This window comes from Planotetraspora kaengkrachanensis, assembly GCF_016862895.1.
GTDB lineage: Bacteria > Actinomycetota > Actinomycetes > Streptosporangiales > Streptosporangiaceae > Planotetraspora > Planotetraspora kaengkrachanensis.
This window is the reverse complement of record NZ_BONV01000010.1, coordinates 82,667-105,546: the sequence shown is the minus strand read 5'-3', so window position 1 is coordinate 105,546 and position 22,880 is coordinate 82,667. Positions and strand designations below refer to the sequence as shown.

Below are 22,880 nucleotides of genomic sequence, written 5' to 3'. Positions count from 1 at the left end.
ATGCCCAGCCCCCGCTCTCCTCGCGGGTGATCATGCACGAGTTCGTTGGCGTGGTCCGTGACCTGCGACGACGCAGTTTGTGATCATGCACACTTTCGCGTGGGGCCGTGCGGACCTGCGGCTTCCCTGTGCGTGATCATGCAGGAGTCTTCGCGCTCTGTCGGAACGAGCGCTTCTCGCCTGCATGATCACCCTGACTGAAACCCCTGTTCATCCCGAATGATCGCGAAGTCGTGCCTGATCACGTACGGCGAAGCCGCAGGTCGCGAGGCATGATCGCGAATCCGTGCATGATCACGAAGGGGGCGGGCGCAGGTCGCGAGGCGTGATCACGAACCTGTGCATGATCACGCCCGAGAAGTGCGTGATCACGCCCGAGAAGTGCATGATCACGCGCCGTGAGTTCGTGCATGATCATGGCACGGGCTCAGGATGCTCGTTCGATTATCGACTCCAGGTTGAGGCCGGTCGGTAGCGTCCCGAAGGCCCTTCCCCATTCGCCGCCGAGCCGGGAGGCGCAGAACGCGTCCGCCACCGCCGCGGGAGCGTGCCGTACGAGCAGGGACGCCTGGAGCAGCAGCGTGAGCTCCTCGGCCAGGCGCCTGGCATCGCCCTCCCCGGCCGACGCGAGCGTCTTGCGCGCCCGTTCGGCGGCGTCGGTCACCCGGCGGTCGCCGGCCAGCGCGACCTCGGCGAAGAACGCCTCCAGCCCCTCCGGCTCCCGGGTGAGCGCCCGGACGAGATCGAGCGCCGCGACGTTGCCCGAGCCCTCCCAGATGCCGTTGAGCGGCGAGTCGCGGAACAGCCGCGGCATCTGCGACTCCTCGACGTACCCGTTGCCGCCCAGGCACTCGAGCGCCTCGGCGGCGTGGACGGGGGCCCGCTTGCAGATCCAGTACTTCGATGCGGCGAGTGCCGTACGGCGGAACAGTCCCTCGGCGGCGTCGCCGCGCACCGCGCGGTCGGTGGCGCCCGCCAGGCGCATCATCAGCGTGGTCGCCGCCTCGGACTCCAGGGCCAGGTCGGCGAGCACGTTCCGCATCAACGGCTGCTCGATGAGGGGCTTGCCGAAGGCCTTGCGGTGGGTGGTGTGATGGATCGCCTGGGCCAGGCCGTACCGCATGCCGGCCGCCGAGCCGATCACGCAGTCGAGCCGGGTCATGTTGACCATCTCGATGATCGTGCGGACGCCTCGCCCCTCCTCGCCGACGAGGTAGGCGATGGCGCCGTCGTACTCCACCTCGGCCGAGGCGTTCGACCGGTTGCCCAGCTTGTCCTTCAGCCGCATGAGCCGCATCGCGTTGCGGGAGCCGTCCGGGAGCACGCGGGGCAGCAGGAAGCACGAAAGCCCGCCGGGAGCCTGGGCCAGGACGAGGAAGACGTCGCACATCGGCGCGGAGTTGAACCACTTGTGGCCGGTCAGGGCGAACGTGCCGTCGCCGAGCCGCTCGGCCCTGGTGGTGTTGGCGCGGACGTCGGATCCGCCCTGCTTCTCGGTCATGGCCATGCCGGCCAGCACGCCGCGCTTGTCGTGCGCGGGCCTGAGCCCGTAGTCGTAACTCCGGGAGGCGAGCAGAGGCTCCCACTCGGACCTGAGGTCGGGGGAGTGCCTGAGCGCCGCCACCGCGGCGTACGTCATGGAGATCGGGCAGCCGTGCCCCGCCTCGACCTGTGACCAGGTGAAGAACTTCGCGGCCCTGGCCACGTGGGCGCCGGGCCGGGCGGAGGTCCACGGGGAGGCGTGCATGCCGTTCGCGACCGCGACGGCCACCAGCTCGTGCCACGCTGGGTGGAACTCCACCTCGTCGACGCGGTTGCCGTACCGGTCGTGCGTCCGCAGGATCGGCGGGTTCTCGTTGGCCAGCCGTCCCCAGTCCTGGGCCTTCGCGGAACCGGCCAGCAGGCCGAGCTGTCGGAGCTCCCCGGTCGCCCAGTCCGCGCCCTCCCGGTCCAGCCCGTCGAGCAGGGCGCGGTCGTTCGACACGTCGTGCCCGATCAGCGGCGGTGCCTGGTTGATCACGTCGTGGGTCACTTGGGCCTCCTGTCCGGGTCCTCGCCATCCATCTCAACATTTCAAGTGGATGATGAAATGCGGGGGTCGACGGGAATAACTCCGCGATCACACCCGGCGGCCGTCAGGCGCGGCGGGCACGAAGTTCGTCCCCTGGGAGAATCGGATTCCTTCCCAGGGAGGATAGGTCGATCGCGTCTGTCGGGATAGCGTGGACGCCGTGAGTGATCCGGGTGAGATGCGTGCTTCCGACGCGGAACGGGAGCAAGTGGTCGAAAGACTTCGCGAGGCCTCGGTCGAAGGTCGGCTGACCCTCGCCGAGCTGACCGAGCGGACCGAGGCGGCCTATCTGGCCCGGACCCACGCGGAGCTCGCCCAGCTCACCACTGATCTGCCCGGCGGAGCCCCGGCCCCCGGACCCACCCCCGGCCCCGGCCCTCAGCCGGTCAAGCCCATGGGCAAGGTCCGGACCTGGGTCGTGGCGGTCATGGGCGACGCCAAGCGCAACGGCACCTGGCGCATCGACCAGGAGATCGGCGCCGTCAGCGTGATGGGCGACGTGACGCTCGACCTCCGGGAAGCCGAGGTGCGCACGCCCGAGGTGGAGATCACGGCCACCTGCGTCATGGGCGACCTGAAGATCATTGTGCCGGACGGCGTCGACGTACAGCTTTCCGGCGTGGCCATCATGGGCGACAAGAAGGTCCAGGTGGTGGAGGCGCCGGCCGGCCAGAACGCCCCCGTCGTCAAGGTCAAGGCCTTCGTCCTCATGGGCGATGTGAAGATCATCGGTGACTCGCTGGCCACGCCCATCAAGCGGGGATGGTTCGCCTGGAGTGAGTGGTGGTGGGACCGCCGCAAGGAGGGGCGCCACCAGATCCATCGGGACATCCGCCAGTCGATCGAGATGGGCCGCCAGGCCCACCGCGAGATGATGCAGGCCCACAGGGACGCCCAAAGGGAGTTCCGCCACGGGTTCCGCGACGCCATGCGAGGCGAGCGGGAGGTCCGCCGGCAGATGATGCGCGACGACCAGGAGGCCCGCAGGGAGTCCCGCCGCGAGGAGCGCGACGCCTGGCGGGAGGGGCGCCAGGGCGACCCCCCGCCTTCCGCGCCCTACTGAGTAGTGTCCGTGGATCTTCGATGGCGGTCTGGGGGAGATCGCCGGCGCCACCTCCGGCGACCCAGACGCTGATCCGCCCGAGGAGCCCCGTCATGAGCGAACCTCCCCGCCGCACCCGCGTCGCCATGGTGGCCGATGTGGAGGCCGAACGGCTCGATCTCGCCGGCCTTCTCGACACACTCGACGACCGCGAATGGCAGGTGCAGTCGCTGTGCGCCGGCTGGACCGTCCGCGACGTGGTCGCTCATCTCACGCTCGCCGATCGCGAGTTCACCGCCACGATGCTCCGGGTGATCCGGGTTCGCGGCGACTTCGACGGGGCGACCGCGGACATGGCCCGCGAACGGGCCCTCCGCTACAGCCCCGCCGAACTCGTCACACAGTTGCGGGAAACGGCGGGGCGGCCCCGGCGGTTCCCGATGAGCGGCTCACTGGACCCGCTGACCGACATCCTGGTGCACGGGCAGGACATCGCCCGGCCGCTCGGCAGAGAGCGCCCGATGCCCGCCGAACGGGTGCTGCCGGTGCTGCGGCACGTGTGGGACAGCTTCTTCTACGGCACGCGCAAGCGCTTCGCCGGGCTGCGGTTCGTCGCCAGCGACGCCGATTGGGCGGCCGGCGACGGTCCGCGGGAGGTGCGGGGACCGTCCGGCGACCTGCTCCTCCTCGCCACGGGACGGCGGACAGGACCGGGCGGGCTGACCGGCGACGGGATCGCCGAGGCCGTGGCCCGGCTGAAGTAGGCCCGCGCGGCTGAAAGCAGGCCCGCGCGGGCGCCATCGGGATCCGCGTGACACGCCTCAGGCGGTCGCGACGGCAGCCGGGCGCCGTACGGCCTGGCCGTACCTTTCGAGGACGACGCTGACGATTTCTGGGGCGGCCCCGAGGACGCCGGCGACCACGTCGGCTCCGGCCTCCCGGGTGTCGCGCGCGACCTTGTCGGCGAAGTGGCCCGGCGCCAGCAGGTAGGGGGCGACGACGACCCTGGGCGCTCCGGCGCGCCTGAGCCGCGCCACCTCCTGTTCCGGGGTGGGGGCGGCGGCGGAGGCGAAGGCCTCGGTGACCGACCACCAGGGGCGCGCCCGCGCCCATTCACGGGCCATCCGGGCGATCACGAGGTTGGCCCGCCGGTCGCTGGAGCCCGCGGACACGAGGACCACGGCGGTGCCCGGGTCGCCCGGCGTCACCCCGGCCTCGGCGAGCCGGCGTTCGAGCGCCCCGACGAGGAGCGGGTGCGGCCCGAGGGTGTCACCGTACGCGACCTGGAGTCTCGGGCGGCGCGCGGACGCCTCACGCAGCGCGGCGGGGATGTCCACCCGGCTGTGGTAGGCCGCGGTGAGAAGCAGAGGGAGGACGACGGCCTCGTCCAGGCCGCACAGGGCCGACGCCAGCGTCGGCGGGGCGTGATCGAGGTAGGCCGTCCTGACCTCGAGACCGGGCTCGCGCAGCCGTACGGCGTGCACGAGTTCCTCCACCGTCGCGGCGGCGCGCGGGTCGCGGGACCCGTGCGCCACCGCGATCAGCGGTGCCCGGTCGGCTGGACGGCTGTGCATGGTCACGAGTGGAGTTCCGCCTGGTAGTCGGGTGTTTTCACGAATTCGCGCATGATCACGTCCGGTGGAGGAGCAGGTCAGTGGCCGTTTCTCCGAACCTGTGCATGATCACGCCCCCCGCCCCCCGCCCCCCGCCCCCGGCGGGGTGGGGGGTCAGAGGTGGATGCCGCACTCGATCTTGCCGAGGCCCGCCCAGCGGCCGCTCCGCGGGTCCTCGCCGGGCGCGACCTGACGGGTGCAGGGCCCGCAGCCGATCGAGGGGTAGTTGTCGTAGTGCAGCGGGTTGATCAGCACACCGTTGTCCGCGATGTAGTTGTCGACCTCCTCCTGCGTCCACCGGGCGATCGGGTTGACCTTGACCATCTGCCGCTTGGCGTCCCACTCGACGACCTTGGTGTTCGTCCGGGTGGGCGACTCGTCGCGGCGGATGCCCGAGATCCAGGCCAGGTACGGCTCGAGCGCCCGGTTGAGCGGCTCCACCTTGCGCAGGTAGCAGCACAGGTCAGGGTTGCGGCCGAACAACCGGGGGCCGAGGTCGCGATCCTGCTCGGCCACCGTCCGCGACGGCTGAATGTCGATCACATTGACGTCGTAGACCTGGCGTACGGCGTCACGCGTGCCGATGGTCTCCGCGAAGTGGTAGCCGGTGTCGATGAACAGCACGTCCACGCCGGGCTTGACCCGGCTGACCAGATCGATCAGCAGCGCGTCGCTCATCGAGGACGTGAGACAGAGACGGTCGCCGAACGTGGCGGCGGCCCAGCGGATGATCTCACGCGCGGGCGCGTCCTCAAGGAACTCGGCCGCGGACTCGACGATGCTCTGCAGGTCGAGCGTCACCCGCTGGCGTTGTAGGTTGGCCTCTATCTCCACGACGGTCATCGCTACTCCTCAAACGTCATTTCTCTAAGATCGCTTTTAGGCTCGTCACGAACGGACGCCCAGACCGAGGAACTTCACCCGGAAGGCCCGGGCGCAGGAGCGGCAGTACCACCCGTAGCTCTCCTCCTCGGTGACGTACGGCTCGAGGTCCTCCTCGCCGCAGTACGGGCAGTAGAACGGCGCCGCTCTCTCGCTCATTTGAGGTCGGCCTCGTCGGCGCGCTGGACCCACTCGCTGAAGGTCTCGCCCTCGTTCTTCTGCTTCTCGAAGTTCCGGACCACGCGCTCCACGTAGTCGGGCAGCTCCTCGGCGGTGGCCTTCAGCCCGCGGACCTTCCGCCCGAAGTTGGGGTTGAGGCCGACGGACCCGCCCAGGTGGACCTGGAAGCCCTCGACCTGCTCGCCCTTGTCGTTGGTGACCAGCTGGCCCTTCAGCCCGATGTCGGCGACCTGGATGCGGGCGCAGGAGTTGGGGCAGCCGTTGACGTTGATGGTCAGCGGCTCGGAGAAGTCGGGGAGCCGCTTCTCCAGCTCGTCGATCAGGTCGGAGGCCGTGGCCTTGGTCTCGACGATCGCCAGCTTGCAGAACTCGATGCCGGTGCACGCCATGGTCTGGCGGCGGAAGGTCGAGGGGTTGACCTGGAGGTCGGCCGCCTCGAGTTCCCTGACGATCGACTCCACCTGGTCGGGCGCGACGTCGAGGACGACCATCTTCTGCTCGACCGTCGTCCGCACCCGCGTCGCGCCGTGGCGCTCGGCGATGTCGGCGATCTCGTGGAGCTTGTCGCCGTCGACCCGGCCGACCTTGGGGGCGAAACCGACGTAGAAGTTGCCGTCGCGCTGCGGGTGGACGCCCACGTGGTCGCGGCGGCCGCCGCGGGGCAGCTCGGGAGCCGGGCCGTCGGCCAGCGCGTAGTGCAGGTACTCGGTCTCGAGGGTCTGCCGGAACTTCTCCGCCCCCCAGTCGCTGACCAGGAACTTGATCCTGGCCCGATGGCGCAGGCGGCGGTAGCCGTAGTCGCGGAAGATGCCGCAGATCCCCGCCCAGACCTCGTGGACCTGCTCGGGCCGGACGAACGCGCCGAGCCGCTTGGCGAACATCGGGTTGGTCGACAGGCCGCCGCCCACCCAGACGTCGAAGCCCTGCTCGCCCTGCTCGTTCACGACGCCGACGAAGGCGATGTCGTTGATCTCGTGGACGGTGCAGTGTGCCGTGCAGCCGCTGATCGCCGACTTGAACTTCCTGGGGAGGTTGGAGAACTCCGGGCTCCCGATGTAGCGCTCGTTGATCTCGTGGATCTGGACGGTGCCGTCGATCACCTCGTCGGCGTCGATGCCGGCGAGCGGGCAGCCCAGGATGACACGGGGCGTGTCACCACAGGCCTCCATCGTCGACAGGCCGACGGCCTCCAGCCGCTCCCAGATGTCGGGGACCGCCTCGACCTCGATCCAGTGCAACTGGATGTTCTGCCGGTCGGTGATGTCGGCCGTGCCCCTGCCGTACTCGTTGGAGATGTCGGCGATCACCCGGAGCTGCTCCAGGCTGAGCTGGCCGCCGTCGATCCGGACGCGGAGCATGAAGTAGCGGTCGTCGAGCTCCTCGGGCTCGAGGATGGCCGTCTTGCCGCCGTCGATCCCGGGCCGGCGCTGGGTGTACAGCCCGAACCACCGGAACCGCCCCCGGAGGTCGGCCGGGTCGATCGAGTCGAAACCACGCTTCGAGTAGACGTCGATGATCCGCTGACGGACGTTGAGCCCGTCGTCGTTCTTCTTGTTCTCCTCGTTCTTGTTCAGCGGCTCACGGTAACCGAGAGCCCACTGTCCTTCGCCGCGTGGGCGCTTGTGGTGGCGGTTCGCCGGGCGGGCCGGGGTGCTCATGGGCACGTCCTTTTCCGAGTGATCGGTCTGAGCATCGGACTACGGTCCGGGACGCGCGGGGACAGGCGGCCTCTCACCTCGTCATCGAGTGTGAGGGCATGAAAAAGACGCCTGCCATGCGCCCCGGGTCAACAGTGGGAGCGGTCAGCCGGCGTCGATACAGATGGCACTACGGACGCGCAGAAGGTCGACGTGACGTCGCACGACGAGCAGTGGGTCCGCTGGCATGTCCTAGACGATACCTCGGAGATCCCAGATGTCCAAGTTCGTGTCCACGATGCGGGACTGTAATCTTTCGTTCATTTCTCCAGGCGAGACGGGTCGTCACCCCTGACTCACCCAGTTCTCCGGCGGCTCGGTCCGCCGGCCGTCCGGCCGCTCCTGATGCTGGCAGTCGCACCACGACCCGCCCCTGCAGTCGTCGTGCCTGCGGTCCTTGCACGCTTCGCAGATCATGTCTTCATTGTTCTCCGCCGGTTACGCTGACGTGAGCCGCCTGTCGCCGGCGGGTCTGTCACGGGAGATGTGATGGGTGTCACAGGATCCGGGCTCATGGCCGAACTCGTCGCCGACCTCCGGGCGGAGACGGCCGACCTCGCCGGGATGGTCGAGAACCTCGACGCCGCCGGCTGGGACCTGCCGACCCCGGCGGCCGGCTGGGCCGTACGGGATCAGATCAGTCATCTGGCGTGGTTCGACGAAGCGGCGACCCGCGCGCTGACCGACCCCGGCGGGTTCCGCGCCGCCAGGGACGGCCTGCTCGCCAAGGGCGAGTCGTTCATCGACGAGCTGGCGCACGCCGACCGCCGCAGCCCCCGCGAGCTCATGGACGGATTCGTGACGGCCCGCGCCCGCATGATCGGGGAGTTCGAGCGGACCGACCCCCGCCTGAGGGTGCCCTGGTACGGGCCCGACATGTCGGCGGCGTCGTCCGCGACGGCTCGCCTGATGGAGACGTGGGCGCACGGCCAGGACGTGGCCGACGCGCTCGGGATCGCCCGGGTGCCGAGCGTCCGCCTGCGGCACGTGGCGAGCCTGGGCGTGCGCGCCCTGCCGTACGGCTTCGCGGTGCGCGGCCTCGCGCTCCCCTCCGACCCGGTGCGCGTCGAGCTGACCCTGCCCGGCGGCGACGTGTGGACGGCCGGGCCCGCCGGGGCCGACGACGTCGTCCGCGGACCGGCGCTCGACTTCTGCCTGCTGGTCACTCAGCGCTGTCATCTCGACGACACCGCTCTCGAGGCCGCGGGCGCCACGGCGACGGCGTGGCTGAAGATCGCGCAGGCGTTCGCCGGGCCGCCGGGAGCAGGCCGGAGTCCCGGGAACACCCCGGCATTGGCGAAACGCCGGGTATGACCCCCTATCCTTGGCCTGACGACGGCGTCGAGGCCCGGGCCGAGCCGGGCGGCGGTATTCGCGCCGGATGCGGGTAGTGCTCAGATCTAACAGCCGGTGTTCGCATGAAAGATCACGCTGAGCCGCGGACGCCATCACTGTGTGTATACGGTTGGGTGCCATGACGTCCACGGACGCTTCGACGCGCAGGCCCAGGCATGTCTCACGCCTGGCGATGGCGCGGGCCCGTGCCCGCATGAGCTGGGTCCGCGACACCAGCGGCTGGGCACTGGTGAAGGCGACCACCATGGCGGGCGTCAACTACCGCGTGACCGGCCTCGCGGGTGAGGCGGCCTTCTTCGCGCTGCTGTCGCTGCCGCCCTTCGTCCTGGGGCTGCTCGGCGTCATGGGCCACCTGAGCGGGATGCTCGGCGCGGACACCGTCCTGGAGATCAAGCAGTGGGTCGTCGACCAGGCCGAACTGCTGTTCACCAGCAACACCGTGGACCGGGTGGTCACGCCCCTGCTCAACGACGTGCTGACCGGCGGCCAGGTGTCGCTGATCTCCGTCGGCTTCCTGCTGTCGTTGTGGTCGGGCTCCCGCGCGCTGTTCGTGTACGTCGACCTGATCTCCATCGCGTACGGCCTGGGGGAGACGCGCGGGATCATCCGCACCCGGGTCATGTCGTTCGGCCTGTACGTGGCCGCGCTCCTGATCGGCCTCGTCATCATGCCCACCCTGGTGATCGGGCCCACGCTGCTGTCCAACGCCCTCAGCCGGTACGGCGTGCTCGTCGCGGTCTTCTACTGGCCTGTGGTCATCGTCGGATCGGTCCTGATGCTCACGCTGCTCTACCACGTGAGCGTTCCGAGGCGGACGCGCTGGTGGCGTGAGACGCCAGGGGCCGTCCTCGCTCTGATCATCTGGATCCTCTGCGCGACCGTTCTCCGCGAGGTGCTGGCCGCCTGGTTCACGCCGCTGTCGATCTACGGATCGCTGGCCGCCCCGATCGCCGTGCTGCTGTGGCTGTACATCACCGCCCTCGCCGTGCTGATCGGCGCCACACTGAACGCCGAAGTGGACCGGATGTGGCCCCTGAACGGCACGGCCCGCCACGAGCGATCCGGCTGAACGATCAACCGATCCCCGGCGTGGCCTGATTTGTCGCGAAACGACGGGTGATCCGTAATGATGTCTGCGATGAACGCGCAGCCATCCGCAGAGGACACGACGCCGGTCGCCCGCAGGACGATCGGTCCGTACGTCCCGGTCCGCCGGCTCGGCGAGGGCGGTATGGGGATCGTCTACCTCGCCCACGACGCCGCGGGGCGGCAGGTCGCCGTGAAGGTGATGCGGCCCGAGCTCGCGTCGCAGGAGCAGTTCAGGAGCCGGTTCCGCAAGGAGGCCGAGGCCGCCAAGCGCGTCGCCCGCTTCTGCACGGCGCCCCTCCTCGACGCCGGTCTGGACGGCGAGCAGGCCTACCTGGTCACGGAGTACGTCGAAGGTCCCGACCTGTCCGCGGTGGTGGAGGCGCAGGGGCCCATGAGCGGCTCCAACCTCGACGCGCTCGCGGTGGGAGTGGCGACGGCGCTGGCGGCCATCCACCGGGCGGGGGTGGTCCACCGCGATCTCAAGCCGTCCAACATCCTGCTGGCGCCGGTCGGCCCCCGGGTGATCGACTTCGGCATCGCCCAGCTCGCGGACACCCTGGCGGAGCAGACCGGGACGGTGATCGGGACGCCGAGCTACATGTCGCCGGAGCAGGCGCGGGGCGAGACGGTGACCGCCGCGGCCGACGTCTTCGCGTGGGGATGCGTCGTCGGGTACGCGGGCACCGGGCGGCCGCCGTTCGGCCGTGGGAGCACACCCGAGGTGCTGTTCCGGGTCGCCCACCACGTGCCCGAGCTCCGGGGGCTGGACGAACGCCTGCGGCCGCTCGTCGAGAGGGCCCTCGACAAGGACCACGAGCGGAGGCCGTCGGCGCAGGAGCTCCTCGACCGGCTGCTCGGCCGGGAGGAGGTCGCCGTCGAGGCCGCCACCCGGATCGTGAGCGAGGCGTGGACCAGCCCGGAGCCGGACGGGGCCGGCCCGGACTCCGGCGGCACCGTGCGCTCGGCCGCCGCGCCGGCCGCCGGGGACGCGGCGGGCCGTACGTCCCAGGCCGGTGCCGTGTCACGCCGCCGGCTCCCGGCCGTGCTGGCCGGAGCGGTCGCCGCCGTCGCGGTGGCGGTGACGGCCGTCGTGGTTTTCCATCCGTTCGGCCTGGGCGAGAAGGAGAACCCGAGCGGTCCGCTGGCGACCCATGACGTGCAGATCAGCGGCATCCCCCTCAAGGCGACCATCGACGCGGCGACGCGGCAGGGGACCTCCGTGAGCGTCCGGTTCTCGGTCCAGGTGAGCGGCGCCAAGCAGTGGTGGCCGGGAGACCTGTTCGGTGACGCGGCCTCCGGAGTCAGCCTCATCGACGCGCCCAGCGGATCGAAGTTCACCCCGGCGAGCAAGGACGGCGACTGCCTGTGCACCTCGATGCCCAAGCAGTGGCTGAAGTCCGGGGACACCCTGGCCGTCTACGCGAGCTATTCCGACGTGCCGGAGAGCGTGGAGACGGTCGGCGTCGACATCCCCGGATTCGGCCTCATTCCCGACATCCCAATCACGGATGGGTGAGCCGTACCGGACCGCTCCCGATAAAGTAGGGAAGTCGCGACTGGCGCTGACGTGTCCCCGAGGGGCCGCGTCGAAGGTGGGTCACCACCGGGGAGCATTCTCGCGGAGGCCGTGCGCCTGGGCCGCCGTCACCGCCGATACGGACAAGGAAGCGCCATGGCTGGGAACTCGCTGAACGCCGTCGATCCCGAACTCGCCGGGCTCATCGCGGCAGAGGAACGACGGCAGGCCGACACGGTCAAGCTCATCGCGTCCGAGAACTACGTGTCCAAGGCCGTTCTCGAGGCCACGGGGACGGTTCTCACGAACAAGTACTCCGAGGGTTACGCGGGCAAGCGTTACTACGAGGGCCAGCAGGTCATCGACCAGATCGAGACTCTGGCCGTGGAGCGGGCCAAGTCGCTGTTCGGCGTGAACCACGCCAACGTCCAGCCGTACTCGGGATCGCCCGCGAACCTGGCGATCTACCTGGCGTTCCTGAACCCCGGTGACACCGTGCTGGGCATGGGCCTCCCGTTCGGCGGCCACCTCACCCACGGCTGGTCGGTCTCGGCCACCGGCAAGTGGTTCAACGCCGTCCGGTACGGCGTGCGCAAGGACACCGGCCGCATCGACATGGACGAGGTCCGCGCGCTGGCTCTGGAGCACCGGCCCAAGCTGATCTTCTGTGGCGGCACCGCGATCCCGCGCACGATCGACTTCCCGGCGTTCGCCGAGATCGCGCGTGAGGTCGGGGCGGTCCTGGCGGCCGACATCGCGCACATCGCCGGCCTCGTCGCGGGCGGCGCCCACCCCTCGCCGGTCGGCCACGCCGACGTGATCTCCACCACGACGCACAAGACCCTTCGCGGCCCGCGTGGCGCCATGCTGATGGCGACCTCGGACGAGCACGCGACCGCCCTCAACAAGGCCGTGTTCCCGGGTCTGCAGGGCGGACCGCACAACCACACGACCGCCGCCATCGCGGTGGCCCTTCACGAGGCCGCCCAGCCAGACTTCAAGGCCTACGCCGCGCAGGTCGTGAAGAACGCCCAGGCGCTCGCCGACGAGCTGGCGGGCAGGGGGTTCGACCTCGTCTCCGGCGGCACCGACAACCACCTGATCCTGATGGACCTCACGCCCAAGGGGATCGGCGGCAAGCCGGCCGCTCAGGCTCTCGACCGGGCCGGCCTGGAGACGAACTACAACACGGTGCCCTTCGACCCGCGCAAGCCGTTCGACCCCTCCGGCATCCGGATCGGCACGCCGTCGGTGACGTCGCGGGGCATGGGCGAGGCGGAGATGCGGCAGATCGGCGCCTGGATCGACGAGGTCGTCACGGCCCTGGCCAAGGGCGACGCCGAGGACGTGATCGCTCGGGTCCACCGTGAGGTCAGCGACCTCACGGCCCAGTTCCCCGCCCCTGGCCTCTCCTGACCTCCGGGCGTGATCATGCGCAGGTTCCCCGGAACCTGTGCATGATCACGCTGAGGCAATCGCCTGGTCAGCGGTGACCGGGCCGAATCTGTGCATGATCACGGCGGGGAACGCCGCAGGCGGAGGGCCTTTCGGCGAATCTGTGCATGATCACCCCCAAAAAAGTGTGCGGGGAAAAGTGGGTTGCGGAGCGGTCGGGGGCTCCGTAGGGTTCTGGCAACGCCGCTTCGAACGCGGCCTCGGAGCTGTGGGAGGTGAGGAACATGCGGGTCTTTCTGACGAGCATGCCGTCCATCAACCTCCGGGTGCCCGCCTAGTTCTCGCTGAGGCACCCGTCTCCGAAGGGTGTCTTCACCGATGTTGTTCGATCTTTCGCTTCTCGGCTGGCAGGACGACCGATACTCCGAGCTTCCCGCGGGCACCGTTCCCGCCCGGGTGGCCAGGGTCGACCGCGGCGCCGCCGAAGTCATCGCCGCCGACGGCACACTCCAGGCCAGGTACGGCTCGCACGTCCGCAGGGCCGCCGCGGCCGATCCGATCGCCCTTCCCTGTGTGGGCGACTGGGTGGCCCTCCGGCGGCTTCCTGAGGGCCGCTACGAGCTCGACGGGGTGCTTCCCCGTACGTCGGCCTTCGTCCGTGGCGGCGTGAGCCGTACGTCCAGGGGCGGCCTGTCCGGCGACGGGCAGGGCCAGGTCCTGGCCGCCAACGTGGACGTCGTGTTCGTCGCCGAGCCGTCGATGCATTCCACCGATTTCGCCGATCTCGGCAGGATCGAGCGCCTCGTGGCGCTGGCCTGGGAGAGTGGCGGCACGCCCGTCGTCCTGATCACCAAGACCGACCTGTTCGAGATGGGGCTCGACGACCTGCTCGCCGATGTCGCCGCCTCGGCTCCGGGGGTGGACGTCCACGCGGTCAGCTCGCTGGCGGGCGACGGCGTCGACCTCGTCCGCGCCCATCTCGCCGGCTCAAGGACGGCGGTGGTGCTCGGTCCCTCGGGGGCCGGCAAGTCCACTCTGGTCAACGCGCTCGCCCAGGACGCGGTGATGGAGACCCAGCAGGTCAGGGCGGCCGACGGCCGGGGCAGGCATACGACCGTCCACCGGGAGCTCATCCCGCTGCCCGGCGGCGGGCTCATCATCGACACCCCCGGCATCCGCAGGGTCGGCCTGTACGAGATGAGCGACGGGGTGGACCTCGTGTTCTCCGACATCGAGGAGCTGGCCGGGCAGTGCCGGTTCTCCGACTGCGGACACGGCGAGGAGCCAGGATGCGCCGTGCAGGAGGCGGTCGAGTCGGGCGAGCTGCCCGTGCGGCGGCTGCAGAGCTGGCACAAGCTGCAGCGGGAGGCCGCCTGGATGGCCCGCAGGGCCGACGCCCGTCTCCAGAGTGAGGAGACCCGCAAATGGAAGATCATCCACAAGGAGATGCGCAGGTCGGGCCGGGCCCGCCCCTAGAGGTGCCTGGCGAGATTTGTCGGGTATGAGGAATTTATGAAGCCGATGCGGGTGCGGCTGCCGTTCACGGACAGGGCCCAGGCGGGAACGCTTCTCGCCCACGCCCTGTACGGCATGCGCCGGAGGGATCCGGTGGTGCTCGCCCTGCCGCGAGGCGGGGTGGCGGTGGCCGCGCCCGTGTCGGACATGCTCGACGCGCCCCTCGACGTGCTCGTGACACGGAAGATCGGATGCCCGGGTCAGCCGGAGCTCGGCGTCGGCGCGATCGCCGAGGGCGGGGAGCCGGTGTTCCACCAGGATCTGCTGGAGAAGCTCGGACTCGAGCCGGAGGACGTCCTGCCGGTCGTGGACCGGGAACGGCTCGAACTGGCCAGGCGGGTGAAGGTCTACCGCGGCACGCGGCCGGCGCCCGATCTCCGCGGCAAGGACGTGATCGTCGTCGACGACGGGATGGCGACGGGGGGAACCGCGACGGCGGCGCTGCGGGCCGTGCGGGCGCGGCAGGAGGGGCAGGGCACGTCGACTCTGGCGGTTCCGGTCGCCGCAGGGGATACCGTGGAGCGCATGCGGAAAGAAGCCGACAATGTCGTGATTCTCGCGGTTCCGTGGGGTTTCCGCGCGGTCGGGCAGTGGTACGAATCCTTCGACCAACTGACCGACGACGATGTTCTCGACCTGCTCAGGGAACGGCCGTGACCTGAGGGTGTCCCGCGTTCCCTGGGGAGGGGTGGGCGGAACACCCGGAGGCCTGCTGAAGCGTGTCGGGGGAGGGGGAAGACGGCTCAGGCGACAGCGCTGATACCGGCGCTCGCCGCGCGGCGCATACGGCGACGACGCTCGGAGGCGCGCTCGTCCTCGTTCAGCCCGCCCCAGGTCCCGTACTTCTCGGGACGGGACAGGGCGTAGTCGAGGCACTCGGCGCGCACGGGACACTGAGCGCAGATGGCCTTGGCCTTGCGCTCACGGATGTCGCGCTCCGGCTGACGCTCACCGTCAGGACCGAAGAACAGCACAAGGTCCTCTCCCCGGCACGCGGCATCATCCTGCCATCCCCAACTGGGGCGCGGGCGGGCGAGCTGCCGACGTACCTGAGACATGAGAAACCACCTTTGGTGAGAGGTATTTCAAGGGTTCGTGCCGCATTGGACGCTTGTGGCGTCCCTGTATCCAACGCGAGGACTGGCCGTGATGTTCCCGTTCCGGTCGGTGGCCTCAGGTCAGAGCCGCAGTGAGCTGCCTCAATTCGGCCAACCTGTAGGTCGAGATCTCGTCGGTGCAGGTCATCCCGCACGGTGCCGACAACACCGCACGTTCGACCACAACCCGAAATCGCGACGTCCCCCGCTGTGACGTGCTTCGCACGACGCACACCGTGGTGTCGCCTTCCGACCGGGAGGATTCCACGGCCACTCCGCCGACCGAGACCTCACCCGTGTGGGACCGGACGAAATGCTCGGCGGCTTGCAATGGCTCAGGGATACCCGCGCGCCCCCGGAAACGGTCGAGGACGACCTCGCCGTGCCGGTACGCGTTTGCCGCCGCGATCGCAGCAGCTTGAGACATGCTGCCGTAGTAAAGCCCGTGTGGCAAGCATACGAGGTTAGCGGCGTATCGATCGCCGCCAACATGAGTGGTCTCCCAGGCCCCTCCGGGCAGGTTCCCGTCCAGGAACCGGGCCAGCGGAAGGCCGAAACGGGCGCAGCACGCGTTGCGTTTGCCGTGCGTGCAGACCAGGAACATCGGCTCGTTCACCAGTATGCAGGACTCCGGAACCACTCCGTGCACGACGGAGCCCAGGTCAAGATCGTCGGGGTTCTCGAAGAAGCCCTCCGCGAGCCACGGCTCGGCGCCGACGGACGAGGCCACGAACACGTGCACTGGACCGGTCCGGCTGGTGCGGCGGCCCGGGCGGCGGATCAACTGGGGCCGGACGCCCAGCGACCGGGCCCGGTCGATCAGCGCGAGCACCGGCTCGGGCAGCTTCATCTCTTCGAGGTAGGCCGCCCACGGCCCGGAGTGCTCGATCAGCAGCCAGAACCGCGCGCCGGTGGTCGCGCTCGCGTAGACGGGGGCGGTGCCGGTGTGGCACGCGGCGGAATGCTCGCAGCCGTTGGCCATCGGTGGTCCCCCGCCTCCCTCACGCTCGATTAGGTAAGTCTTACCTTAGCTAATCGAGTCAAACGGTGTGACGGGTGGGTCCCAGGAAGCCGTGAGTGCCTCCTCGGCCGCCGGAAGCGCCGCCTCGCGGTCGGCGGCGACCAGCCCGATCCGCGTGCGCCGGTCGAGCAGGTCGCCCGGGTCGAGAGCGCCTTCGTGCCTGACCGCCCACACCAGCTCCGCCCGTGTCACCCCCAGCGCGACGGGCTCGGCCAGCGCCGGATCCTCCCGCGCCAGCGCCTGTACGGCAGGGGCCTCCGTGCCGTACCGCTCGGCCAGCCTGGCCGGGATCCCCTCGGACGAGGGGACGGCGACCCTGGCGGCCGGACCGGGAGCGCCGACCAGCGGAAGCCGTGCCGTACGGCTCGGCGGCGCGCCCGGGCAGGCGGCGTCGACGGCGTCCTCGGCCATGCGGCGGTAGGTGGTGAGCTTTCCGCCCACGACGGTCACCACGCCGTCGGGCGACCGCAGCACCGCGTGCTTGCGGGAGACGTCAGCCGTCCTGCCGCCTCCCGAGTCGACCAGCGGGCGCAGCCCGGCGTAGGCGCCGGCCACCTGCTCCCGTCCGACCGGCTCGGACAGGACCGAGCTCAGGACGTCGAGGAGGAAGGCCACGTCGCTCTCCGGCGCCTCCGGGACGTCGGGGAGGGGACCGTCGACGGGCTCGTCCGTCAGGCCCACGTGGACCCGCCCGTCGGCCTGCGGGAGGACGAGCACGAAGCGGTTCGGCTCGCCGGGGATCGGCACGTGCATCCCGGCGCGCAGCCCGCCGAGCACTTCCGGCCCGAGCACGAGGTGGGTGCCGCGGGAGGGGCGCAGCCGTACCGACGGGACGAGTTCACCGGCCCACACCCCGGCCGCGTTGATCACGGCGCGGGCCCTGATCCCGAACTCGGCGCCGGTCAGCTCGTCGCGGACCTGGGCTCCGTCTCCGGCGAGGGACAGCGCGCGGCACCTGGTGAGGATCCGCGCCCCGTGGCCCGCGGCGGTGCGGGCCACGGCGAGGACGAGCCTCGCGTCGTCCACGACCCTTCCGTCCCAGGACAGCAGCGCCCCGCGCAGGCCGCGCGGGCTCAGCGGCGGCGCAAGGGCGAGCGCGCGCCCGGCGGGCACGCGCGACGGCCCGGGCAGGACGGCGCGCGGCGTGCGGACGGCGGCCCGCAGCGCGTCGCCCAGCCGGTAGCCCGCCATGACCACGGCCGCCTGCGAGCGCGGCACCGCCGGCGTGAGCGGCAGCAGGTACGGCTGGGCGCGGACCAGGTGGGGGGCGGTGTGGCGCAGCAGCACGCCACGCTCGGCCGCGCTCTCGTGCGCGACGCCGATCTGGCCCTTCGCGAGGTAGCGCAGCCCGCCGTGGATGAGTTTCGAGCTCCATCGGGAGGTGCCGAAGGCGATGTCGTGCGCGTCGATCGCGGCGACCGTCAGGCCGCGCGACGCGGCGTCGAGCGCCGCTCCCGCGCCTGTGGCGCCGAGGCCGACGACGAGGACGTCGACCACGGTGTCCCGGACCTCGGCGAGCTCGCGAGCCCGCCGGGAGGCGTTCAGCGAAGTGTCCATACCGCTCCTTGGGCCGCGTATTACCCTTGAGTAACCTATCTGGAGGCGTGCACGACGTGGAGACCCCTTCGACCCCCGCGGAACCGATGCTCTGGTCCGGCTGGGGTGATCCCGCCAAGGCGACGGAGTTGCCGGAACCCGTACGCAAGCTGCTCGCCGACTTCCTCGGCGTACAGGGGCCGGCCGCCCCGGCCGCCACCTTCGGCGAGGTGCGGCTGCCGGCAGCGGCCCTCCCGCCGGCCGTTCTGGCCGCGCTCGCGGCGATCACGGGGGCCGGGTACGTGCGCACCGACGACGACGCCCGCATCCGCCACACCCGCGGCAGGTCCACGCCCGACCTGCTGCGGATGCGGGCGGGAGACGGCTCGGACGCCCCCGACGCCGTCGTCCTGCCCGGCTCGCACGACGAGGTGGCCGCCGTTCTGCGCGTGTGCGCTGAGCACAGGGTGGCCGTGGTGCCGTTCGGCGGGGGGACGTCGGTCGTCGGCGGCCTGGTCGCCTCCCGCGAGGGATTCGCGGGGGTGGCGGCCCTTGACCTGTCCCGGCTGAACAGGCTCGTCTCGGTGGACGTGGAGTCGATGGTCGCCGAGATGGAGCCCGGCCTCCGCGCGCCCCAGGCGGAGGAACTGCTCGCCTCCCACGGCCTTACGCTCGGGCACTTCCCGCAGTCCTACGAGTACGCGACGCTCGGCGGTTTCGCCGCGGCCAGGTCGAGCGGGCAGGCGTCAGCCGGGTACGGCCGGTTCGACGACATGGTCGTCGGCATGACCGTCGCGACGCCGCGCGGCACGCTGGAGACGGGCCGCGCCCCCAAGTCGGCGGCGGGCCCCGACCTGCGGCAGGTGATCCTCGGTTCCGAGGGCGCCTTCGGGGTGATCACCTCGCTCAGGCTGCGCGTCCGCCGGGCTCCCGAGCGGCGGGTCTACGAGGGCTGGCGGTTCGCGACGTTCGCCGAGGGGCTGGCGGCCGTCCGGCGGCTCGCGCAGGACGGCCCCGCGCCGACCGTCCTGCGGCTGTCCGACGAGACGGAGACCCTGGTGGGCCTGGCCCAGCCCGGTGAGCTCGGCTCGTCGGCGACGGGTTCCGGCTGCCTCGTCGTCGCCGGTTACGAGGGCGGCCCCGACGACGTGTCGTACCGGGGGGAGCGTGCGGCGGCGGTCCTGGCCGCGACGGGCGGCGTCCATCTCGGTCCCGAGCCAGGGGAGAAGTGGGCGCACGGGCGGTTCGACGCGCCGTACCTGCGGGACTCGCTGCTCGCCGCGGGCGCGACCGTGGAGACGCTGGAGACGGCCTGCTTCTGGTCCGCCGTGCCGCGCCTCTACGAGGCCGTACGGCAGGCCCTCACGGCCGCGCTCGGCTCACCGCTGGTGATGTGCCACGTCTCGCACGTGTACGGCACGGGCGCCTCCCTGTACTTCACCGTGGTCACCGCGCAGACGGATGATCCGGTCGGCCAGTGGGCCGCGGCCAAGCGGGCGGCGAGCGAGGCGATCCTGCGCGCCGGAGGGACCATCACCCACCACCACGGCGTCGGGCGCGACCACCGTGAGGCGTTCGGCGCGGAGATCGGGGAACTGGGCGCGGAGATCCTGCGGGCGGTCAAGGAACGTCTCGATCCGGCGGGTGTGCTCAATCCCGGGGTGATGATTCCGTAGATCCCTTCGCTGCTGAAGCGTCAAGATTGTCCCATGGTGGATGTCGGCACCGCGGCGGCGCGCGGAAAGCAGGTCTCTTCACGGGTGTCGGAGGAGGGGGCCGGGTGGAACTGTCAGCAGATCGGCACCTTCGACAAGCTGCGGCCGAGCAGGAACACCTTCACCTGGCTGAATCCCGTGACCCTGTGGCGGTCACGCAACGAGATCCTCGCCCAGCTCTTCGGCGACCCCTCGTCCGAGGTCAGGCGCCGGTGGATGGCCGCGCAGCGGGAGCGCGGCGCCGACCCCGACCTCCGGGTCGCGCACGAGGTGGGGGAGGAGTTCTCGTTCCTGGTCCTGGGTGACACCGGCGAGGGCGACGCCTCCCAGTACGCGGTGGTCCCCGGCATGCTGAAGCTGGGGGAGGACACGTCGTTCGCCGTCGTGGCCAGCGACGTGATCTATCCCACCGGCTCGGGCAACGAGTACGGCGACAAGTTCTTCCGCCCCTACCAGGACTACGCGGCCCCGATCTACGCGGTCCCCGGCAACCACGACTGGTACGACGGGCTCGGCGGTTTCATGCGGGTCTTCTGCGACGCGCGGCCGCTCGAGGTCCAGCGGCAGGGGTTCCGGCTGTCGCCCGCGGGCATCCGCGGACTGCTCTGGAAGAAGCCGGACGTCATCGACGAGGCGGCCCTGGAACAGGCGCGGAAGATGCGCTCGCTCCCCGAGCAGCAGGCCACGCTGCCCGCGCCGTACTGGATGCTGGACCTCGGCAGGCTGGTCGTCGTCGGGATCGACACGGGCATCAAGGGCGACATCGACCGCGAACAGGGGGAGTGGCTGCGCCGCGTGTCCGCCGACCCCCGGCCCAAGATCCTCATCACCGGCAAGCCGATCTACGTGCGCAACGAGTACCACCCCTGCGCGATCGAGGGCGGGGGGACGGTCGACGACGTCGTCCGCGACCCGGCGAACAACTACGTGGCCGCGATCGGCGGGGACGTCCACAACTACGAGCGTTATCCCGTCCACGTGGGCGGCCGGACGATCCAGTACATCGTCTCCGGAGGCGGGGGCGCGTTCATGCACGCGACGCACACGACCCCCAGGGTCGACGTCGGAGGCGTGCACGAGGACGAGTTCAAGTGCTATCCGCTGCGCGGCGACTCGTTGTCGTTCTACAGCCTGCTCTACAGCAGGCGACTGCGCATGCGCTGGCTCTACATCACCCCCGAGCAGGGCCTCGAGCTCATGTCGCGGCGGGTGGGCAACACGCCGCCCAGGCCCACCCCCGGCGCGCGGGTCACGGCGCGGACGCGGTGGGCCGCGCGCCTGCTCGGCGGCTGGCCGATGCCCTTCCGCCTGCCCGTCGGACGGGTCTTCCACCGGTGGATCTCGGAGCTGTCCGACTGGGACACCCCGCCGTTCTTCAAGAGCTTCCTGCACGTGTCCGTCACGGCCGACCGGCTGAAGATCAGGTGCTTCGCCGCGACGGGCTGCCTGGCGCAGGAGATCGACCCGCCGCTGGAGGACGAGGTCGAGATACCCCTCTGACCGATGTCGGTGCCGCCTGGCACTCTTGGGGCGTGCACGTAGTGGTGGCGGCCGACTCCGACGGCGGCGGGTCGATCCGCCAGGCCGGGAGCGAGGCCGTCAGGGTCGCCGACCTGGCGCAGGCCGTCCGGGAGCTGGAGGCCGGGCGCCCCCGCTGGGCGTGGGCCGACGCGCGCCGCGTCTACCCGGCCCTGCTGGCCGGAGGCGTACGGCTGTCGCGCTGCCATGACGTGACGCTGACCGAGGGCCTCCTGCTGGCGGCGGACGGGCGCTACGGCGAGCCCAGACAGCCTGCGGCGGCCTACGCGCGGCTCCACGGCCTTCCCGTGCCCGCGGACGTCCACGAGAGCGCGGAGGCGGCTCAGGTCGCGCTCTTCGAGCCCGCGAAGGACGGGCCGGACGTGGCGGAGGCCGACCTGGTCGCCGAGGTGCTCGACGACCAGCTGCGCCGGATCGCCCTGACCCCCGACCCGGGGCGTTTCCGCCTGCTCGTCGCGGCCGAGTCCGCGGGGGCGCTCATCGCCGCGGAGATGGCGCACGACGGCATGCCGTGGCGGCGGGACGTCCACGACGCCCTGCTGACGGAGCTGCTCGGGCCGCGCCCGGCGCACGGGATGCGGCCGGCCAGGTTGCAGGCGCTCGCCGACGAGATCTCCGCCGCGTTCGGCCACCCGGTGAACCCCGACTCCCCCCAGCAGATCGTCAAGGCGTACAAGGGCGCGGGCATCGCGATCCCCTCCACTCGGTCATACGTGATCAAGGAGGTCGAGCATCCGGGTACGCGCCCGTTGCTCGCCTACAAGGAGCTGGCCAGGCTCTACAGCTTCCACGGCTGGGTCTGGGCCGACCAGTGGGTGCGGGACGACCGGTTCCACCCGGAGTACGTCGTGGGAGGCGTCGTCAGCGGCCGATGGGCCACGAGCGGCGGGGGCGCCCTGCAGATCCCCAAGGTCATGCGCCGCGTGGTGGTGGCCGACGAGGGCTGGACGCTGGTCGTGGCCGACGCGGCCCAGCTGGAGCCGCGGGTCCTGGCGGCGATGGCCGGCGACGGCGGGCTGGCCCGGGCGGCCGGCGAGATCGACCTGTACGCCGCCCTGGCCCAGGCGTTCGGCGGCGCCCGCGACTCCGCGAAGATCGCCATGTTGTCCGCGATGTACGGCGGCACCAGCGGCGACGCGCCCAAGCTCCTCGCCGTCATGCGCCAGCGTTTCCCGCAGGCGTACGGGTTCGTGGAGGACGCCGCGCGGGCGGGGGAGGACGGCAGGCTGGTCAGGTCGTGGCTCGGCCGTACGAGCCCGCCGCCGTCCGCCCGGTGGCGCGAGCTGGTCTCCGGCCCGGAGGGCGTCAGGGCGGCCCGCGACCGCGGCCGGTTCACCCGGAACTTCGTCGTGCAGGCCACGGCCGCGGAGTGGGCGCTGACGCTCATGGCCGTGCTCAGGGGCCTGCTGCCGGAGCCGGCGAGGCTCGTGTTCTTCCAGCACGACGAGGTCATGGTGCACTGCCCCGAGGACCTGGCGCCCGAGGTGCGCGCCGCGGTCGCGCGGGCGGCGGAGGAGGCGACGCGGCTCGTGTTCGGGCAGACTCCGGTGCGCTTCCCGATGGAGGCGGTCGCCGTCGCCTGCTACGCCGACGCGAAGTGACGGCCGGCGAGCGGA

Annotated in this window: 21 protein-coding genes and 1 riboswitch; of the genes, 11 read left to right on the top strand and 10 right to left on the bottom strand. The window is 71.0% G+C overall.

Annotation, left to right across the window (positions count from 1 at the left end; genetic code table 11):
• Positions 1 to 427 precede the first annotated feature (427 nt).
• Positions 428 to 2,032: an isovaleryl-CoA dehydrogenase gene (locus tag Pka01_RS14045; RefSeq protein WP_203883165.1), complete on the bottom strand. Its 1,605-nt coding sequence runs from the start codon at positions 2,030 to 2,032 to the stop codon at positions 428 to 430.
• Between the two features lie 199 nt (positions 2,033 to 2,231).
• Between Pka01_RS14045 and Pka01_RS14040 the strand changes: the two genes are divergently transcribed.
• On the top strand, positions 2,232 to 3,134 hold the full coding sequence (locus tag Pka01_RS14040) for a DUF1707 SHOCT-like domain-containing protein (RefSeq protein ID WP_203883164.1): 903 nt from the start codon (positions 2,232 to 2,234) through the stop codon (positions 3,132 to 3,134).
• 92 nt (positions 3,135 to 3,226) lie between these two features.
• Positions 3,227 to 3,877 carry a maleylpyruvate isomerase family mycothiol-dependent enzyme gene (locus Pka01_RS14035; protein WP_203883163.1) on the top strand — a complete coding sequence of 217 codons (651 nt, stop codon included), beginning with the start codon at positions 3,227 to 3,229 and terminating at the stop codon, positions 3,875 to 3,877.
• A gap of 57 nt (positions 3,878 to 3,934) precedes the next feature.
• Here Pka01_RS14035 and Pka01_RS14030 read toward each other — a convergent pair whose 3' ends face one another.
• The 6 genes from Pka01_RS14030 to Pka01_RS41250 form a co-directional block, all read right to left on the bottom strand.
• On the bottom strand, positions 3,935 to 4,687 hold the full coding sequence (locus Pka01_RS14030; RefSeq protein WP_203883162.1) for a sirohydrochlorin chelatase: 753 nt from the start codon (positions 4,685 to 4,687) through the stop codon (positions 3,935 to 3,937).
• Positions 4,688 to 4,840: 153 nt separating this feature from the next.
• Positions 4,841 to 5,569 carry a phosphoadenylyl-sulfate reductase gene (locus tag Pka01_RS14025; RefSeq protein ID WP_203883161.1) on the bottom strand — a complete coding sequence of 243 codons (729 nt, stop codon included), beginning with the start codon at positions 5,567 to 5,569 and terminating at the stop codon, positions 4,841 to 4,843.
• A gap of 45 nt (positions 5,570 to 5,614) precedes the next feature.
• Positions 5,615 to 5,767 carry a DpnI domain-containing protein gene (locus Pka01_RS14020; protein ID WP_203883160.1) on the bottom strand — a complete coding sequence of 51 codons (153 nt, stop codon included), beginning with the start codon at positions 5,765 to 5,767 and terminating at the stop codon, positions 5,615 to 5,617.
• A complete protein-coding gene (locus tag Pka01_RS14015; RefSeq protein ID WP_203883159.1) occupies positions 5,764 to 7,446 on the bottom strand; it encodes a nitrite/sulfite reductase in 1,683 nt (560 codons plus the stop codon). The genes Pka01_RS14020 and Pka01_RS14015 overlap by 4 nt, the downstream gene beginning before the upstream one ends.
• 144 nt (positions 7,447 to 7,590) lie before the next feature.
• Positions 7,591 to 7,674, bottom strand: a complete 84-nt coding sequence (locus Pka01_RS41590; protein ID WP_357054749.1) for a putative leader peptide — start codon at positions 7,672 to 7,674, stop codon at positions 7,591 to 7,593.
• A 96-nt stretch (positions 7,675 to 7,770) separates the two neighbouring features.
• The gene (locus Pka01_RS41250) at positions 7,771 to 7,902 is read right to left on the bottom strand and encodes a hypothetical protein (protein ID WP_275414463.1); all 132 of its coding nucleotides are present in this window, start codon (positions 7,900 to 7,902) and stop codon (positions 7,771 to 7,773) included.
• A 72-nt stretch (positions 7,903 to 7,974) separates the two neighbouring features.
• On the opposite strand from Pka01_RS41250, the gene Pka01_RS14010 reads away from it, so the two are divergent.
• The 6 genes from Pka01_RS14010 to Pka01_RS13985 all read left to right on the top strand — a co-directional run bounded on the left by Pka01_RS14010 (position 7,975) and on the right by Pka01_RS13985 (position 15,013).
• Positions 7,975 to 8,799 (top strand): TIGR03084 family metal-binding protein, encoded by an 825-nt coding sequence (locus Pka01_RS14010; RefSeq protein ID WP_239114959.1) that lies wholly within the window; start codon positions 7,975 to 7,977, stop codon positions 8,797 to 8,799.
• 160 nt (positions 8,800 to 8,959) lie between these two features.
• Positions 8,960 to 9,910, top strand: coding sequence for a YihY/virulence factor BrkB family protein (locus Pka01_RS14005; RefSeq protein ID WP_239114958.1), 951 nt, complete (start codon positions 8,960 to 8,962; stop codon positions 9,908 to 9,910).
• A gap of 69 nt (positions 9,911 to 9,979) precedes the next feature.
• Positions 9,980 to 11,446, top strand: a complete 1,467-nt coding sequence (locus Pka01_RS14000; RefSeq protein ID WP_203883158.1) for a serine/threonine-protein kinase — start codon at positions 9,980 to 9,982, stop codon at positions 11,444 to 11,446.
• A gap of 26 nt (positions 11,447 to 11,472) precedes the next feature.
• Positions 11,473 to 11,576: riboswitch (ZMP/ZTP riboswitch) on the top strand.
• Positions 11,577 to 11,602: 26 nt separating this feature from the next.
• Complete coding sequence (gene glyA / locus Pka01_RS13995; protein WP_203883157.1) at positions 11,603 to 12,862, top strand: serine hydroxymethyltransferase; 1,260 nt, start codon at positions 11,603 to 11,605, stop codon at positions 12,860 to 12,862.
• 357 nt (positions 12,863 to 13,219) lie between these two features.
• On the top strand, positions 13,220 to 14,317 hold the full coding sequence (gene rsgA, locus Pka01_RS13990) for a ribosome small subunit-dependent GTPase A (RefSeq protein ID WP_203883156.1): 1,098 nt from the start codon (positions 13,220 to 13,222) through the stop codon (positions 14,315 to 14,317).
• A gap of 36 nt (positions 14,318 to 14,353) precedes the next feature.
• Positions 14,354 to 15,013, top strand: coding sequence for a phosphoribosyltransferase (locus Pka01_RS13985; RefSeq protein WP_203883155.1), 660 nt, complete (start codon positions 14,354 to 14,356; stop codon positions 15,011 to 15,013).
• A gap of 86 nt (positions 15,014 to 15,099) precedes the next feature.
• On the opposite strand, the gene Pka01_RS13980 is transcribed toward Pka01_RS13985, so the two are convergent.
• From Pka01_RS13980 to Pka01_RS13970, 3 genes are all read right to left on the bottom strand, one after another.
• Positions 15,100 to 15,414: a WhiB family transcriptional regulator gene (locus Pka01_RS13980; protein ID WP_076434697.1), complete on the bottom strand. Its 315-nt coding sequence runs from the start codon at positions 15,412 to 15,414 to the stop codon at positions 15,100 to 15,102.
• 115 nt (positions 15,415 to 15,529) lie between these two features.
• A complete protein-coding gene (locus Pka01_RS13975) occupies positions 15,530 to 16,435 on the bottom strand; it encodes a ferredoxin family protein (RefSeq protein ID WP_203883154.1) in 906 nt (301 codons plus the stop codon).
• A 45-nt stretch (positions 16,436 to 16,480) separates the two neighbouring features.
• Positions 16,481 to 18,031, bottom strand: coding sequence for a glycerol-3-phosphate dehydrogenase/oxidase (locus Pka01_RS13970; protein ID WP_203883153.1), 1,551 nt, complete (start codon positions 18,029 to 18,031; stop codon positions 16,481 to 16,483).
• Positions 18,032 to 18,117: 86 nt separating this feature from the next.
• On the opposite strand from Pka01_RS13970, the gene Pka01_RS13965 reads away from it, so the two are divergent.
• From Pka01_RS13965 to Pka01_RS13955, 3 genes are read left to right on the top strand one after another with little or no spacing between them, the layout of a single operon-like run.
• Entirely contained in the window at positions 18,118 to 19,686 is a 1,569-nt protein-coding gene (locus tag Pka01_RS13965) for an FAD-binding oxidoreductase (protein WP_203883290.1), read from the top strand.
• 33 nt (positions 19,687 to 19,719) lie between these two features.
• A complete protein-coding gene (locus Pka01_RS13960; RefSeq protein WP_203883152.1) occupies positions 19,720 to 21,225 on the top strand; it encodes a metallophosphoesterase family protein in 1,506 nt (501 codons plus the stop codon).
• A 32-nt stretch (positions 21,226 to 21,257) separates the two neighbouring features.
• Complete coding sequence (locus Pka01_RS13955; RefSeq protein WP_203883151.1) at positions 21,258 to 22,865, top strand: bifunctional 3'-5' exonuclease/DNA polymerase; 1,608 nt, start codon at positions 21,258 to 21,260, stop codon at positions 22,863 to 22,865.
• The last annotated feature ends 15 nt before the right edge of the window (positions 22,866 to 22,880 follow it).